We start from the raw sequence: 15,441 nt of genomic DNA, 5'->3' as shown, positions 1-15,441 counted from the left end.
GCCAATGGTGCAGTCGCAGCGAAAGTCAGCTTCGTCCCGCGTAACTGCTCCTGATGCGCCCTGCAGCTAAAACCCTGAGCGACCCCATTCTACCGGATTGTGCAAGACCCGTGAACTACTGCAATCTCCGAAAATGGGGTCGGGTCAGGTATGGTTTTTGTCGCGCGTTGACGAGTCGGATGTACCGAACAAAGACACGCTAGAACGAGGACGGGAAGCTTCACGGCTATGGGAGATCGAAAACATGAAAAGTTTATCGGGGCACTGCCTTTGCGGCTCGGTCTCTTGGAGGGCCGCTGATACAATTCTGTGGGCGGCTCTTTGTCACTGTGAGGACTGTCGAAGAGCATCATCATCTGATTATGTCAGTTGGTTTGGCGTAGAGCGGGATCATGTCATATGGACAGGGCCTCGCAAAACTTATCGTTCATCGCCGAATGTGGAACGGAGCTTTTGCGGAGATTGCGGATCACCACTGTCGTTCGAGACAAAAGTCTTTCCCAGCGAAACGCATCTATATGCTGCAACTCTGGTTGACCCATCTGTGTATCAGCCGACTGCACATATTTTCTGGTCAAAACGATTACCATGGATCGAACGACAAGACGCGCTCCCCAAGCATGCGAAAGGTCTACAGGCCTCAGCCAAGGCAGGACAACATCTCCTGAGCAACCAAGACTAGAGAGCATACTCCAAAGCCCTATGACCATGTGCCGAAGCGGCCATTCACTGACTATTTGCGAACATCCAACTTGTCCCGCACAGCTGCCGAGGAGGCCCCGGCGCAACCGCTGGTTTGTGCAACAAAAGCCAAGCACTGCACTTCTGTGTACGCATCGGTCCCCTTCGCGCCCTTGTTGACCGATGCTGAGCCTTATCTGAATGTTCACTTTTGTTGACTCGGGCATTACTTTTGCCTACGAACAAAGAGTGAACACCTGCATATGAGCATGGCACATTGCCGGTACCGAACGGGAGCGTGTTGTGAGGAGATATCATTTTTTGCACTAGCGCAATCTTCGATCACCGCAACTCGGAGAACTTGTCCAGAAGAACGCTATTGTGTTGCTTCCGGTTGGCTCAACCGAACAGCATGGGCCTCACCTATCCGTTGAAACGGACAGTCGGCTCGCCGAAGAGATATGTATACGTACAGCCAGAAAACTAGCTTCACAGCATGCGGTTGTAGTGGCACCAACAGTCTGGTGCGGTCTTTCAGAACACCATATGGCCTATCCAGGAAAGATCTCGGTTCGGTTCGAGACTTTTTTGGCGCTTTTGCGGGATGTGTGTGAAGCGATCCAGCGACATGGGTTCACACGGATCATGATCGTCAACGGTCATGGGGGTAACGTTGATGCGCTGCGGATCATAGTTGGCAAACTGACCCGCGATCTGATGCACCCTGTGCGAGCGCTTACTTATTGCACCCTTTCCGATAGCGCCGAAAAATATTCGGAGATTCTGGAAGATCAGCAAGGCGTCTTGCATGCAGGTGAAGCGGAAACCTCGATGATGCTGGTGCTTGCCGAAGAACACATCGACAAAGATGCGATGTTGAATGCCCCCAACAAAGCGTTCGGTGCCGCAAAGAACCGTGACGTGTACTCATTCATACCCTACGACCAACTCTCCGAAACGGGCGTCAATGGGATTACGAAGAACGCCTCATCGCAGAAAGGGGAGTTGCTTTTAGAAGCTGGCGCGACCGCAGTTTCGCAAACTGTGGTGCAAACCTTCGGTCTTTAGGTTTGAGCACGGTGCTATTCGTCCTTGGGCGCTTGGCCTTGCCGCGATTTCAACACTGTTGGCCTTAGATCGGACGAATTGACCGACGCGGGCGCCTAACATTTGGCAATCGGCTTCGGTTGCAGATCCAACTGATCCTGGCTCATTTCGGTAACCGTGCGCAGGTTTGATGCACGGCCAAAAGGCGTTTGAGGGCCAGCGCCACATGGCAGGCTACTGTCTCAACCGCGAGGAATTCGAAAGCCACCTGCGGATGCTCAAGCCCCAACCACTCGATCTGGTTGAGTAAAGCGCGTAAAGGATTCGCAAGTACCGGCCTCTGGACAGGGCCCTCGGCTGCTGTGTCGCACGGGTGCAGTTGCAAGAACCCGAAGGCAGTCTGAGGCGCAACGAAACGATCAATATCTCGAAGGACCTTATGTCACTTACCATCGGTATCGGCCCGAACATCCGCAAATCGGCCTATTTTGACTCCACCCTCCGCGACGGGGTGCAGAGTTTTTCGGTCTACAACCACATGCTGATCCCGGGCCATTTCGGCGATCCCGAGGGTGAATATGATCGTTTATTGAACAGCGTCGCGCAATGGGATGTTGCCGCGCAACGACAGGTGCAGATGCAAGGCACTGACGCGGGCAAGCTGGCGCAATATCTGACACCGCGGGATCTGACGAAAACCAAGGTGGGACAAGGCCGCTACGTGCCGCTCTGCGATCATCAGGGCTGGCTGATCAACGACCCAGTGCTCTTGAAGCTGTCGGAGGAGACGTATTGGCTGTCGGTGGCCGACAGCGACATTCACCTTTGGGCCGCGGCCATCGCGCAGGAGCGGGGGTGGGATGTTCGCGTAACTGAGCCAGACGTCTCACCCATGGCCATCCAAGGGCCGAAAGCGATTGATGTTGCAGAGCGGCTCTTCGGGACCATGGTGTACGACCTCAAAAATTTCGGATTCATCGAAACGACTCTGAATGGCATTCCCCTCGTACTGGCAAAATCGGGATGGTCCAAGCAGAGCGGCTTTGAATTTTACCTGCGGGACAGCGCCAAAGGTGCCGCGCTGTGGGGCGTTGTGAAGGAGGCCGGGCAGCCCTTCGGGATCGGGCCAGGCGCGCCCAATGATATCGAGCGGCTGGAAAGCGGGCTCATCTCCTACGGGGCGGACATCCGCTGGCAGCACTACCCTGCAACTCCATATGAGATCGGGCTTGGCGGTCTGGTGAACCTTGAGGCGGGGCATGAATTTATCGGTCGTGCTGCGCTTGAGGCTGCGCACAATTCCGGCCCGAAGCGGCAGCGCGTGGGGCTTGTCCTGGACGGCACACCCGCCTTTCCCGGGCACCCCTGCCCTGTCCTGCGTGGGTCGGATGAAATCGGCTATGTCAGCGAATTTGCCTATTCAAAGCGTGTCGGTCGGACGATTGGTGTTGGTCTCGTCACCTTGGCCCATACCGGGACGGGCACGAATGTGATGATTGAACTGCCCTACGGCACCGTAGCGGCCCGGATCCGCAAGATTCCCTTCGTCTGAGTGGCTGGCGAATGGCGTTCGAATTGTCCTGCTCCGCATAGCTTCCACGTTTTTCGGTCAGCTCTGTTCGGGTTTTGGTCTCCATTTGACCTGATAGCGTGTGCTCGGTCTAGGATCCGCGAGGCGGCGGGCATAGCTGCCATCCGTTCACCGCGCAGCGAGGTTTTTCAGGGCAACTCACAGGTCGCGGGACAAAGCCGCAGTTTGGCTCATGAATGCCAATGTCCGCTTACCATCGGAATGCCCGCTAAATGCCGTCTAAGGTTTAATTGGTCATAGTCGGCATCGAAAATTCGAAGGACGTTTCGCCGTCTTTTGAAGTGACTGCCATTTTGCCGCCGTGTGCTTTCGCGATTTGCGAGACGATAAAGAGGCCAAGACCCAAACCCTTCGTATGCTCCTCCGGGTCGGCTGTATAAAACGGCTCAAAGATCGTCTGTAACTTGTCCGCTGGGATGCACGGGCCTTCGTTCGAGACGCACAACTTCACTTCTTCACCTTCACAACCAAGACTGACGCGGATCGGTGTGGCGGGGTCTCCGTGTGTAGTTGCGTTGCCCAAAAGGTTCGAAATCAACTGCGATAGTCGGGTTTTATCACCCCGAACACGTCCACTAAAATCTATTCTGCGGTGAATTTCCCTAGCTGGATTAGACAAAGCGATTTCACCAACCGTTTGGTTTACGATGTCATCCAGGCGCACATCGTTCGATACAGTGACATCAAGACCGCTGCCAAGCTTCGATCTCGCGAAATCCATGACATCTGCGATAATCGCGGCCATGCGATCCACAGACCCATCAATCGCGGCAATCATGTCGCTCGTCCGCTCGGATTGTTCCTCACGCTGCATGATGTTCGCGGCTGAGCGAATTGCAGTGAGCGGGTTGCGAAGATCATGACCCAAGACAGCAATGAACTGCTCTCTCAAAGCAGCTTCTTGTTCCCTTGATTGCAAGGAGGCGGCGTTCTTCTTTGCGGCGGAAATATCCCTTGCGCTGCAGAAGTAATTTCCGCCTTCAGGAACGGCATTCCATGACAGCCACCGATAGGTACCGTCTTTGTGCCGATACCTGTTCTCGAAGTCCAGGATTGGCTTACCTGTCTTAATCTCAACGAATGCAGCCGCATTGTTCGCAACATCATCGGGATGAAGAAAGTCGAAAAATGTTCGGCTTCGGATTTCTTCAGGCTCCCATCCGAGCGTGTGTAGCCACGATGGATTGCTTTCAATGAAGACCCCGTCATTGTCCAAGATACCCAACAGATCAGGGGTCACATTCCAAGTGAGACTGTGGATTTCTACCGGCGAATTCATGTCTCTACGGACCCTTTGGGAAATAGTCTTGCGGCGACACTAGTTGTTGCGTTGTGCAGCCGACAGACTACCCACCAGCTTGGATACGACAAGACAGAATTTAACATTGATTCGGGGCGCTGCCTCGGGGAGGTTTGGGCTCAGAGCGGCCCAATGCTTGTGCGGCAACGTCCGACGTTGTGCGCCTCTGACACCTGCCATTCCTTCAGATTGTAAGGTTGTCCTGTCAGCGCGGCGCTGATGATTGGGTATGGAGGGAGGATCGGAGGGCATATCATGCCAAAAGGCCAACTTCCTGCGGTCACCCCCAATCGCAAAGCCTGGAACAAAGGACGCATTATTGGTCAGAAGCGGCCCCTGTTGCCAAAACAGGTCTGGGCGATCCGAGCGCGGCTCGAACTGGCGGGTTATCTACGCGATCTGGCTTTGTTTAACGTCGCCATCGACAGCAAGCTGCGTGGCTGTGATCTGGTCAAACTGGCTGTTTCTGACCTTGTCAAAGATGACCGCGTTCGTGAACGCGTGTCAGTGATCCAGAGCAAGACCAAGCGGCCGGTACGGTTTGAACTGACGGAAAACACGCGTGAAACCGTCTTGGCCTGGGAAAAATCACCTGAGATGCTTGCGTGTCGGTTTATGTTCCCGAGCCGCTTCCATGACCGCCCGCATATCTCGACTCGCCAGTATGGACGGCTTGTTGGTGATTGGGTCATGGCGATTGGGTTAGAGCCAAGTGGATATGGCACCCATTTGCTCCGTCGGACAAAGGCAGTGAAGATCTACCGAAAGACCGGCAACCTCCGCGCGATCCAACTGCTGCTTGGTCACACAAAGGTCGACAGCACAGTGCGCTACCGTGGCGTCGAACTTGAAGATGCCCTGAGCATCGCTGAGCGTATCGACATCTGAGCTAGCTTGGCGAACGGTCCGGCCGTTCGCCATCTCGAAGCAGCTGCCCGTCAGCTGCGCGGCGATGGTCAGTGCTGAGCCCAAACTACTGGATGCTGTGAATTGCACGAATGTCTGCAATGATCGCTAAGTGGTTCTGCGAAGACAGATACAGTTGACCCGTTTCTGAAGTACCTAGCTTGCACCAGTTGCGAACTTGGCGTCATCAAGCGGCCACTACATGCTTCTGCCGCCCCAGTCCCGCAATACTAACTTCAATCGTGTCGCCAACGTCCAAGTAGACAGCAGGTGTCATTCCCATATCGACACCGGGTGGCGTGCCAGTCGAGATCACATCGCCGGGTTTCAATGAAATGAAGCTGCTGAGATGGGAAATGATCTGTGCGACCTTGAAGATCATAGTTTTGGTCGACCCATTCTGCCGAACCCGACCATTGACGCTGAGTTTCAGTTCGAGGTTCTGTGGATCGCTTACCTCGTCTGCGGTGACGCGATAGGGCCGAACCCATCGCTGGACTTGCCCTTGACCCATTGGCCGCCAAACTCGTTTTGAAAGGAGCGTTCTGAAAGGTCGTTAACAACACAGTAACCTGCGACACAGTTCAGCGCATCGTCTTCTGAAACATGTTTGGCTTCTTTGCCAATCACAACACCGAGTTCAACCTCCCAGTCCATCTTCGTTGCATTTTGAGGCTTTGAAACAGGATCATTCGGACCCGTGGGGTCGCAAACTTTCATGAATACAATTGGAAAGTCAGGGATCGGCAGGTTTGACTCAATCGCATGATCGGAGTAATTCAGACCGATACAAAAGAACCGCCTAACATCGCCGACGCAAGGGCCAATCCGATCTTCTGGACTCAATGTAGGGAGGGTGCTTGGATCAATGCTGCGCAGGCGATCTAGTGTGTCTAGACCTATCGCGCTCGGGGAAATGTCTTGGACCACGCTGGACAGATCACGGATGCTGCCTGCCTCATCGAGGATCCCAGGTTTTTCAGATCCAATCGGACCAACTCTCATCAATTTCATTGTGAAGCCTCGTGTTAGTAGGGTGCGCGCCCGCCAGAGAGGTCAAAAACCGCTCCAGTTGTGAAGCTGTTTTCAGGGGAGGCCATCCAAGCGATCATTTCTGCGGCCTCTTGGACATCTAGAAACCGACCGCGCGGAATCTTGGACAGCATATAGGCAATGTGCTCTTCGCTCATCTGATCGAACAACCGTGTTTTTGCCGCCGCAGGCGTCTCGCAATTGACAGCTATGTTTCGATCCGCAAGCTCTTTGCCGAGAGATTTGGTAAGGGCAATCAACCCCGCTTTTGCTGCGGAATAAGCGCTCGCATTAGGGTTGCCTTCTTTCCCAGCCACAGAGGCAATATTGACGATCCGACCATAGCCCGCTTGCTGCATGGAGGGTACGACCGCTTTGTTCACGATGAAGCTGCCGTTCAGGTCAATATCAATCACAGACTTCCATGCCGCCAAATCATAATCCGCAACAGGTGCATTCGGCCCTGCGATCCCGGCGCTGTGAACCAACACGGAAATGAGCCCAGCTGTGGTTTCCCCTTCAGAGACTGCGCGCGCGACGCTCTCGGCGTCACAAATGTCGACTTGATAGGTTGTCACGTTCGATGTCGCAGAAAACTGCTCCTGAGCGGATCGCAGCGCGTCAGGGTCGATGTCCCAAAGGCTTAGGGCATATCCTTGGTCTGCCAATTTGGCGGCGCAAGCAAGGCCAAGGCCTTGCGCACCACCTGTGACGACGGCGTGTTTGTTTTCTGGTTGTGTCATTTTTCGATCTCTTCTTATTGAATGGCCCGCGGTAATCCGCGTGCAAGGCGGTCGACTGCATCTTCAATACGATCTGCTGGCTGCGCGTAGCAAAGTCGTAAAAACCCTTCGCCTGCATCGCCAAAAGCGATACCTGGCGCGACACCAAGCTTTGCGTGGCGCAAGAGATGGCGCGCCGTGCTCAGGCTGCCTTGCATCCCGTCCACTCGAAAGAAGCAATAGAAAGCGCCATCCGGTTGGAGGAACGTGATCCCATCGATGCGTTCCAATGCCGCGACCATAACGGCATAGCTGCTTGCCAATTTGCTTTTCAGATCATTGATATCGCGCTCACCATCTGACAGAGCCGTCACCCCGGCGGCCTGAACAAAGCCAGCGGGACCCGCGATATTGAACTCTGTGAGCATGGCGAAGACGGGCCCCAATTCCGCCGGAGCATTGATCCAGCCCAAACGCCATCCCGTCATGGACCATGCCTCCGAAAAACTGTTGATCGAGACCACACGGTCTTCAAGCGCAGCGATGCTGACAAGCGATGGCGCAACGGTGTCCGCACGGTAGAGCCGGGCATAAACATCGTCTGAAACAATCCAAATGCCGTGCAGCCGACAATGCTCCAGCAGCAATTGCAGATCCGATTGCGGCATGGCCCAACCCGTTGGGTTGTGCGGCGAATTTATCAGTACCGCCTTGGTTTGGGGTGTAAGCGCCGCCAAAAAGCGATCCATATCGAGGGACCACCGTCCATCCTTTGCCTCCAGCGCTACAAAATCCAGTTCGGCACCGGAAATCCGAAATGCTTCGGCAATATTGGGCCAGGCTGGTTGTAGAGTGACGACGCGGTCGCCAGGCGAAATCAAGGCTTGCGCGGTTAATGCTATCCCTTGCATGCCAGATGCTGTCACAGTGATACGCTCACGAGGGCATGGTCCACCATATAGTGCGGTCGTGTACGCACAGACCGCGCCCCTAAGAGCCATATTCCCACTATTCGGTTGGTAAAAATGTGCGCCAGTGGCGAGGGCACTCTGGGCGGAAGACACAATGTGGTCTGGGGAGGGCCAGGTACCTTCGCCAAACCAAAGAGGCAAGACCCCCTCCATAGTCATGCCTTCTTCAGCGATGTCCCGGATCAGGCTTGGCCTCAAATTGCCTGTCCGCTGAGCGAGATTTGTCGTCGTCATTTTGTTGATACCTTTGGGCAAATGGCAAAGGCGCGCGCTGGAAATCCGGACCCGCCTTTGACCTTTGGAAAACTCGCAAGATCAAAGCGCCGGCATTGGGAACCAGATCGAGACCTGCGAGAAGCTCAATCTGATACTTGTCATATGCCAGCCAAAGCGCCTCAGCTTCGAAGTTACCGCGACCGGCCTTCACGCCAGGGTCCGTGTCGGTTGTCTCATGGCCAATCGCCGTGACGTTCCGCTCTTGCGCGAGAAACGTGAGGGCCTGGCATCCCCAGCCAGGAAACCTGGCGCAACCAGACGCATCCAGAGGCCGCATTCTCGCAGCGTCAGGCCATCGTTTGGACCATCCTGTACGCATCGCAACAAAGGCCCCTTCCGGGAGAGGTCCGTGCTCCGCCTCCCAGTTCAGGATGTCCGAAACAGCCAACGTATAGTCGGCATCTTGTTGCGCCTGCGTTGTGCAGTCGATCACGCAGAGCGGCAAAACCATATCGGAAACTGGAATGTCATCAAGGGCGCGCCCGCCATCTACAAAGTGGATCGGCGGATCAACATGCGTGCCCCATTGACCGACGATTGTGTGCTTGTGCACCAAGAACCCGTCACCTATGGATCCGACGCCAGGCGTGTGGTCAAACAACGTCTCTCTGACTTCGTCATCAAAACCGGCGCCGTGCGGAATTCCGGGATGAAACGCGTGTGTCAGGTCAACGAACTGACCCCGCTCTAGATCAAAGCGCAATTTCCAAAGTGGGTGAACCACAGCTTACGCCTCGCTGGGTTTGATGCCGCTAAGATCCCCCGACAGAACGGGGCGCAGGAAGTGGCGGTCATAACGCACAATGCAGTTTGTCCGAACCGCAAAGTCATAAGCTGCCTTGCAGTCTTCGTCTTTCATGCTGTCGCTACGGTAGGCCTCATAAGCAGCTAGTGACGGAAAAGAGAACGCCGCAAACGCAAGGTCGTTTGGCCCTTCGTGGGGCAGGAAATAGCCATGGTGCGTACCGCCAAAGCGCTCGACAAGAGGGATCCAGGCTTGTGCATAAACTTCAAAGTCAGATGTTTTCATCGGATCAATCTGATAAGTGATATGGCAGGTGATCATCGCATTTATCCAGTATTTTGACTGACTATTTATTGATAGGCCGTCTGAATAATGTCAATATAATAAAATATCCGACAAATAGTCAGAGTGAAGAATGGACAAGATCGATAAAAAAATAGTGGACCTGCTACAAAGCGATGCTCGACGCTCACATGCGAAGATCGCACAAGATGTGGGTCTGGCGACGTCCTCTGTAACGGAGCGAATCAAGAAGATGGTGCAGTCCGGAACGATTCGGCGTTGGACGGTCGACGTGGACTACGAGGCGATCGGGCTACCGGTTATGGCCATGGTTTATGTCTTCTCGACGCGCGAGGGCCGGCAGGGTGCCTTTCATGCCAAACTCGTAGAACTGCCTAATATCCTTGAGTGCCATCACGTGACAGGCGCTTGGAGTTACCTGCTAAAGGTCAGGGCCGCCTCAATCGTCGATTTTGAGCGGTTCATGTTGGAAGAGCTCCAATCTTTGCCCTGTATCGAGAAGACCCACTCGGAAATCGTTTTATCGTCATGGCAACCCAACGCTGTCAGCAGCAGGGAGCCAAACGCAAAGTAGCCCTCGCCTAGGAGAGAAAAGATGTGTCATCCACTCATTGCAGAGTACGTCGCTCGGCGAAGAAAGCAGGCAGTAGGCCATCTTTACCTGTGTGAGACAGGTGGCTCGGGGCGGTAAATCTGTAGCAGGCACCGACGATAACTCGAACGCTACCAATCCAGTTAGCGGCAGAAAGGGCGGCTCTTGCTCTCACTGCGGACATTGGCACTCGGATTGTAGACGGCCGTCTTGGCCGCGTCTGAGTTCTCCATAGGTCGTGCGGCGAAAGTACGGTTGGAACGGACCATCGGGCCACCGTTTGAATGACCGCTGTAGCGACACATGCTGTTGCGCGGCGGAAATGGTGTTGCACCTGCGAACGGACGCTGCGTCAGCGAAGCGCCAAAATCCAATGTCGGAAATGTCCCGCGAAGCTGACTCCTGTAAGGCGATGCCAAATGCGAATGCGGTGACAAGTTGACCGGCTGCGCCTACGGAGACGCCGAGGGAGGCTGCAACATCGGGCAAGATGCCCATGATCAGGAATTCAGATGTGCCGATGACGAAGGCACCAAAAGCAAGGGTGAGAAGTGTGGGCCAGAACCGGTTGGAGATTTGGTCCGATGAAACAGCATCATGCGGCAAAGAGGTAGCGATGGCAGACATGGCTGCAATCCTTTCGACGTGTTGAGTTTTGAGGAGGTGCGGCCTGTCCTTGCGGCTGAACGGACCGTCGAATTCAGGTTGTGGCTTCGAGGATCACTTCGGCGCCCTCATCTACCACCGCATCGTCGGGAACATGGCGGTGGTAGAACTCGGTGTGCCCATTGGCCGTGATCCGGGTGTGGATATGTGGAACGGAATTGTCGTAGACTGGCAAGGGTGGGTCCGACTGGATGCGGAATTGACCGTCGGCGTCGGTGAAGGTGGTGCCGCGATTGGCCGGGTTTTGCTCACCGCGATCTCGCCATCGGGTGTGGTATGGAGCCGGAACTCTACGCGTGCTCCGGCGACTGGCGATCCATCGGTGGTCGAGACCACAGTACCGTTGAGTACTTTACCATTGCCAACAACCGAACGCAGCGGCGCGTCGGGGATGTAGTTGGCGCGGGCATATCGGTGTTCGTTCATTGGCAGGAGGAGAGCCACCTGCGCCCAAGCCTGGCTTGCAGCCGCTGCATTGCAGTAAGGACTGCACCGCCAATGGCGAGGCGGAAGAGGTTTCTACGCGTCGCACTCTGGGTCTTCTCCTTCTTTGGATTGCCTGGGCACTCAAAACCCTGCCCAGGTTGAGAAATTCTCGGCAACATGCGCCACTTTGGTTGTTCCGGGGATCACAACGATATTGGGTGACCGCTTCAGAAGCCACGTCAGTGCATCCTTGGGATCAAGCTTCGCTCCGGCCTGCATGGGGTGTGCGCCAAGAGGGCCGTAGGGGATGAAAGCGATGCCCTCCCGCGCCGTGAAATCCACCATCTGTTCCGCGCCACGTTCCGCCGCATTGAAGCGGTTCTGGACAGAGGCGATTGCGGTGACAGAAAGCGCACGATCAAGCTGGGACTGATCCACATTCGATAGCCCGATGTGCCGGATCGAACCTTCGGACTGCAGCTGCGCCAAGGCTTCCATCGAGGTTTCAATCCGCGTGTTCGGGTCGACACGGTGAAGTTGGAAGAGATCGATCTTGCTCCGGCGCAAGTTCACAAGGGCCTCTTCGACTTGGCGGCGCAACGTGTCCGGCGAGCCATCTACGGTGATGCGATCTGGCGCTGGCTTATCGACACCACCCTTCGTTGCGAGAACCGCATCGGTGCCACCAAGCGCCTCACCGAGGATCTTGTCAGACCATTCCGGACCATAGGACCGGGCGCTATCAAAGAAGGTCACTCCTTGGGCGTGTGCGCTGCGTAGAAGTTCTACACCTGCATCCCACTCTTCGTACGGGCCAAAGTTGCCAGGCTGGCCGGTCAGGCGCATTGCACCATAGCCGATCCGATTAACGGCCATGTCACCACCAATGGCGAAGGTTTCGGATGTGTTGTTTGTCTTGGACATTTCTATCTCCACTTTAATCGGTGATCCGGTCCACCAAGCGCCGCACGATGGGCGCAAGGAAGGTGACCGACGGGAATGCGAGGGCGAAGGCCAACGCGTAAGCTTGCAACCAACGGTCCAGAAACCCCGGTGTGAGGCCGGTGTTGATTGCGGTGATCATGGCGGACATCACGCCACCAAGGCTGGCGGACATGATGAACGCGAAGACCACTGGCGATGCCGACTTGGGCAGTTTGTGATGGGTCAGTACTGTCATGGGCTCAGTCCTTTCGTTTTGATGAACTGGATATGGACTGCGCCCGAAAAATTTAGAATATGTCGCAGATTGATATTACTTATTAGTCACGCTAAATAATCAATCATGATTGACCTGCGGCTCATTGAGACCTTTATCCAAGCGGCACGCCGTGAAAATTTTAGCGGTGCGGCGAAGGTGCTTGGTGTGTCGCCGGGTGCTGTCAGCCAGAATATCAAGGCTCTGGAAGATCGACTTTCGACACGGCTGTTTGCGCGCACCACGCGACAGGTGAAGCTGACGCCGGAGGGACAGCGTTTCCTTATGCGCTGCGCCCCTGCGGTCGAGGCACTCAGCGATGCGGCAACGGCACTTCAGGAAGATCATGCCGCCTTTCGGGGCACACTGCGTGTGACCTCGACCACCTCATTTGGACGCACTCATGTCTTGCCTGCTTTGACCGAGTTCCAGGCGATGCATCGGGATCTCATTGTCGAGCTTTCCCTCTTCGATGGTTTCGTTGACCTGGTGGCAGAGGAGTTCGATCTAGCAATCCGCGCTGGTGTCCTCCCCGACAGCGACTATATTGCGCGGTTGCTTCTGCCTGTAACGCCAATGGTCTGTGCATCTCCTGACTATCTGAAGACCGCAGGCCAGCCAGAAATACTGGACGAATTGTCACAGCACCGATTGATCGGGATGAGGTCAAATCCGTCGCAGCGGGTCTTTGCCTGGGAATTCGAACCCGAGACAGGCCGTGATCCTATCCGGCACGAGATCCTGCCATGCGTCATCGTGAACGACCCCGAAGCTCTCGCCCTATCGGTGGCTCATGGCGCAGGTATCGCGCAACTCGGAAGCAATCTGGCTCTCCCTCTGATCCGTGAAAAGAAGGCCGTTCACTTGTTCCCCGAAAGCACAGTGCAGTCTCGCGGTATCTATGCGGTCTATCCGACGAAACGGTTTGCCCCGATCAAACTTACAAGTTTCATTGAACACCTCGCAGAGAGGTTGGCGAACCGGTCTGACTTGGTTTTCAGCCAATAGCTGACCTTCAAGTCCACATGCCGTAAGGCAAGAAAGTCCGCAAAGCGAATCTCGGGCAACGCATAGATCTCGCGGATGCGGCGAATGGCTGGTTCGGTGAAGCCGCACTGCGGGGGGACCTAATATGATGAGAGGTGTGTGTAGATGGCTACTGTTTTGCAAGCGACTTTTGCGATAACGATGGTCTGTCAGTACAGTCGTGTGTCCGGCCTGGTTACGTGGCGGTTGCCACTGGCCCTGATCAGTTCCACACACAAGGTTCCTTTCGGCTAAACGACGTCTTAGGGCCGCGACATTCGTCGGGGTGTCCTTACCCTTGGTTGACTTCGTTTCGCATCATCACATCAAGCGTCTTGCATGTCATGGCAGGATCAGGCGATCGGCTGCCGGTATTCTTCCTGTTTCGTCAGTAGCGCTCAGATGATCCGGGCTGATTTGTTGGCCATGGCGACTGTCGCCAGCCGGAAGGGCTTCTCGTCTAAAAGCTTGGCAGTCCAGGTGTCTGCTTTCTCTGAGCTGTTCTTGGCCATGAGCGCGCAAGACGTCTTTCCGACAATCAGCAGTTTTCGCATGTAGCGGTCACCCTTCTTTGTGATCCGGCCCAGCCGTTCCTTTCCGCCACTGGATTTGTCGAGTGGAGTGAGACCCAGCCAAACTCCCAGGTCGCGCCCGGTCTCGAACTGTTTCGCATCGCCATTGGCGGCGAGAATCGCCAAAGCAATGATCGGACCGACACCATGCATGGGTAACAATCTCCTCGCATCGACATCCAGCCAAGCGTGCTGCTCGATCAGCTTCGTCAGTCCATCGATCCGAGCATTGAGGCCGTTGGGCTGATGGCACATCACACCGAGAACGCCGTCTGCAATCTCAGGCATTTCCGATTGCTCTACAGTGCCGTACTCTCGAGCGAACCTGGACACCGCCTCAATGCCGGTTGGCAGAATGTGCCCGAACTCTCGCAGGACGCTTCGGATCATGTTCACGATCTGGGTACGTTGTCGGACGACCAGATCCCGGGCTCAGTGTATAGCAAGTACGGCTTGCTGGTCTTCGGATTTGATCTCAACGAAGTGCATGGTCGTTCGGCGCACCGTTTCGCAGATCGCCTCCGTATCAGCAGCATCCGTGTTGCCGCGCGTCACATATGGTTTGACATAGGCTAATGGCATGCGTCGGAGGTCATGCCCGAGTTCACGCAATCTACGGCCCCAATGATGCGACGATCCACAAGCCTCCATCCCGACCATACAACGCGGAAAGTTTCGAAGAAGGAGATCAGCTTTGCGCGCTTTAACTTCTTGCTGATGATCTTGCGTCCCGTGGCAGAAACGTAGTGAAGTTGAAAAACGTCTTTGGCTAAATCCAGGCCCACAGTCTTTACTGTCATTGGGTGGCTCCATTCCTAACAGTCGATAACAACTGCGCATTGGTACGTTCGATGCCGATGTAGCAGGAGCCATCCACCTCATCCGCTTAGGGCCGAAAGAAACAGCGTAGGCCTCGGCTCTGATCTAACACGCTGGTGTCGTGGGAGCTACCCGCTGCAAATCATGTCATACCGAATTTCAGATCAAAAGGGTCGACGCAATACCGTCAGTTTCGCTCCACCTCTCCGACTAAGGCGTAACGTCTAACGGAACTGTGGTGATCTTTTTTGCATGAGCTGTATGCGTCTCAACCTTGGTGTGCCACGCACTTCATCCAGGACAACACCTTTGGATAATACACGAAACTAGCGCTCACGAGATGCTATTTTGTCCGAAAAGGTGACCCGCTCTGATTAGGTTGAGCCACTGCGCAACGCAAGACAAAATGTCTGCTCACTGCCTCGGGGGGATTGACGGTAGCGCCCCTCCGCTACCATCTTCACACTATGGATGTTTGTTTACGGACCAATCGGCGACTGCAAATGAAGCGCTGACGTATTGGGTCTAACACTGGCGATACACGCCAACGTGTTTCCAACGCCGGTGC

The 15,441-nt window shown here is 55.1% G+C and carries 14 protein-coding genes and 3 pseudogenes; 7 read left to right on the top strand and 10 right to left on the bottom strand.

Annotation, left to right across the window (positions count from 1 at the left end; all coding sequences use genetic code 11):
- The first annotated feature begins 133 nt into the window (after window positions 1–133).
- The 3 genes and pseudogenes from V8J81_RS00090 to V8J81_RS00080 all read left to right on the top strand — a co-directional run bounded on the left by V8J81_RS00090 (window position 134) and on the right by V8J81_RS00080 (window position 3,280).
- Entirely contained in the window at window positions 134–682 is a 549-nt protein-coding gene (locus V8J81_RS00090) for a GFA family protein (protein ID WP_368473723.1), read from the top strand.
- Window positions 683–1,026: 344 nt separating this feature from the next.
- Window positions 1,027–1,749 (top strand): annotated as a pseudogene (locus V8J81_RS00085) (creatininase family protein); the annotation flags it as partial.
- A 352-nt stretch (window positions 1,750–2,101) separates the two neighbouring features.
- The gene (locus tag V8J81_RS00080) at window positions 2,102–3,280 is read left to right on the top strand and encodes a glycine cleavage T C-terminal barrel domain-containing protein (RefSeq protein WP_368473722.1); all 1,179 of its coding nucleotides are present in this window, start codon (window positions 2,102–2,104) and stop codon (window positions 3,278–3,280) included.
- A gap of 265 nt (window positions 3,281–3,545) precedes the next feature.
- Here the strand turns inward: V8J81_RS00080 and V8J81_RS00075 are convergent, their stop codons facing one another.
- Window positions 3,546–4,598: a sensor histidine kinase gene (locus V8J81_RS00075; protein WP_368473721.1), complete on the bottom strand. Its 1,053-nt coding sequence runs from the start codon at window positions 4,596–4,598 to the stop codon at window positions 3,546–3,548.
- A gap of 276 nt (window positions 4,599–4,874) precedes the next feature.
- Here V8J81_RS00075 and V8J81_RS00070 point away from each other — a divergent pair, with 276 nt between their 5' ends.
- Entirely contained in the window at window positions 4,875–5,507 is a 633-nt protein-coding gene (locus V8J81_RS00070; RefSeq protein ID WP_368473720.1) for a tyrosine-type recombinase/integrase, read from the top strand.
- Window positions 5,508–5,712: 205 nt separating this feature from the next.
- On the opposite strand, the pseudogene V8J81_RS00065 reads toward V8J81_RS00070, so the two are convergent.
- The 5 genes and pseudogenes from V8J81_RS00065 to V8J81_RS00045 form a co-directional block, all read right to left on the bottom strand.
- Window positions 5,713–6,539, bottom strand: a pseudogene (locus tag V8J81_RS00065) (fumarylacetoacetate hydrolase family protein).
- A gap of 14 nt (window positions 6,540–6,553) precedes the next feature.
- On the bottom strand, window positions 6,554–7,300 hold the full coding sequence (locus V8J81_RS00060; RefSeq protein ID WP_368473719.1) for an SDR family NAD(P)-dependent oxidoreductase: 747 nt from the start codon (window positions 7,298–7,300) through the stop codon (window positions 6,554–6,556).
- Between the two features lie 14 nt (window positions 7,301–7,314).
- Window positions 7,315–8,505, bottom strand: a complete 1,191-nt coding sequence (locus V8J81_RS00055; RefSeq protein ID WP_368473718.1) for a pyridoxal phosphate-dependent aminotransferase — start codon at window positions 8,503–8,505, stop codon at window positions 7,315–7,317.
- The gene (locus V8J81_RS00050; RefSeq protein ID WP_368473717.1) at window positions 8,417–9,250 is read right to left on the bottom strand and encodes a cyclase family protein; all 834 of its coding nucleotides are present in this window, start codon (window positions 9,248–9,250) and stop codon (window positions 8,417–8,419) included. The genes V8J81_RS00055 and V8J81_RS00050 overlap by 89 nt, the downstream gene beginning before the upstream one ends.
- A gap of 3 nt (window positions 9,251–9,253) precedes the next feature.
- Window positions 9,254–9,592, bottom strand: coding sequence for an NIPSNAP family protein (locus V8J81_RS00045; protein ID WP_368473716.1), 339 nt, complete (start codon window positions 9,590–9,592; stop codon window positions 9,254–9,256).
- Between the two features lie 94 nt (window positions 9,593–9,686).
- Between V8J81_RS00045 and V8J81_RS00040 the strand changes: the two genes are divergently transcribed.
- Window positions 9,687–10,148, top strand: a complete 462-nt coding sequence (locus V8J81_RS00040; RefSeq protein ID WP_368473715.1) for an Lrp/AsnC family transcriptional regulator — start codon at window positions 9,687–9,689, stop codon at window positions 10,146–10,148.
- Between the two features lie 189 nt (window positions 10,149–10,337).
- Here the strand turns inward: V8J81_RS00040 and V8J81_RS00035 are convergent, their stop codons facing one another.
- On the bottom strand, window positions 10,338–10,793 hold the full coding sequence (locus tag V8J81_RS00035) for a hypothetical protein (RefSeq protein WP_368473714.1): 456 nt from the start codon (window positions 10,791–10,793) through the stop codon (window positions 10,338–10,340).
- 49 nt (window positions 10,794–10,842) lie between these two features.
- On the opposite strand from V8J81_RS00035, the gene V8J81_RS00030 reads away from it, so the two are divergent.
- A complete protein-coding gene (locus V8J81_RS00030) occupies window positions 10,843–11,229 on the top strand; it encodes a hypothetical protein (RefSeq protein WP_368473713.1) in 387 nt (128 codons plus the stop codon).
- Between the two features lie 170 nt (window positions 11,230–11,399).
- Here the strand turns inward: V8J81_RS00030 and V8J81_RS00025 are convergent, their stop codons facing one another.
- Together V8J81_RS00025 and V8J81_RS00020 are read right to left on the bottom strand one after the other, a co-directional pair.
- Window positions 11,400–12,182 (bottom strand): aldo/keto reductase, encoded by a 783-nt coding sequence (locus tag V8J81_RS00025; RefSeq protein ID WP_368473712.1) that lies wholly within the window; start codon window positions 12,180–12,182, stop codon window positions 11,400–11,402.
- Window positions 12,183–12,195: 13 nt separating this feature from the next.
- A complete protein-coding gene (locus V8J81_RS00020; RefSeq protein ID WP_368473711.1) occupies window positions 12,196–12,438 on the bottom strand; it encodes a DUF2798 domain-containing protein in 243 nt (80 codons plus the stop codon).
- Window positions 12,439–12,543: 105 nt separating this feature from the next.
- On the opposite strand from V8J81_RS00020, the gene V8J81_RS00015 reads away from it, so the two are divergent.
- Window positions 12,544–13,464, top strand: a complete 921-nt coding sequence (locus tag V8J81_RS00015) for a LysR family transcriptional regulator (RefSeq protein WP_368473710.1) — start codon at window positions 12,544–12,546, stop codon at window positions 13,462–13,464.
- Between the two features lie 416 nt (window positions 13,465–13,880).
- On the opposite strand, the pseudogene V8J81_RS20510 reads toward V8J81_RS00015, so the two are convergent.
- A pseudogene (locus tag V8J81_RS20510) lies at window positions 13,881–14,854 on the bottom strand (IS110 family RNA-guided transposase).
- Between the last annotated feature and the right edge of the window lie 587 nt (window positions 14,855–15,441).

The organism is Gymnodinialimonas sp. 202GB13-11 (genome assembly GCF_040932485.1).
GTDB lineage: Bacteria > Pseudomonadota > Alphaproteobacteria > Rhodobacterales > Rhodobacteraceae > Gymnodinialimonas > Gymnodinialimonas hymeniacidonis.
This window is presented reverse-complemented; position numbering and strand designations above follow the sequence as displayed.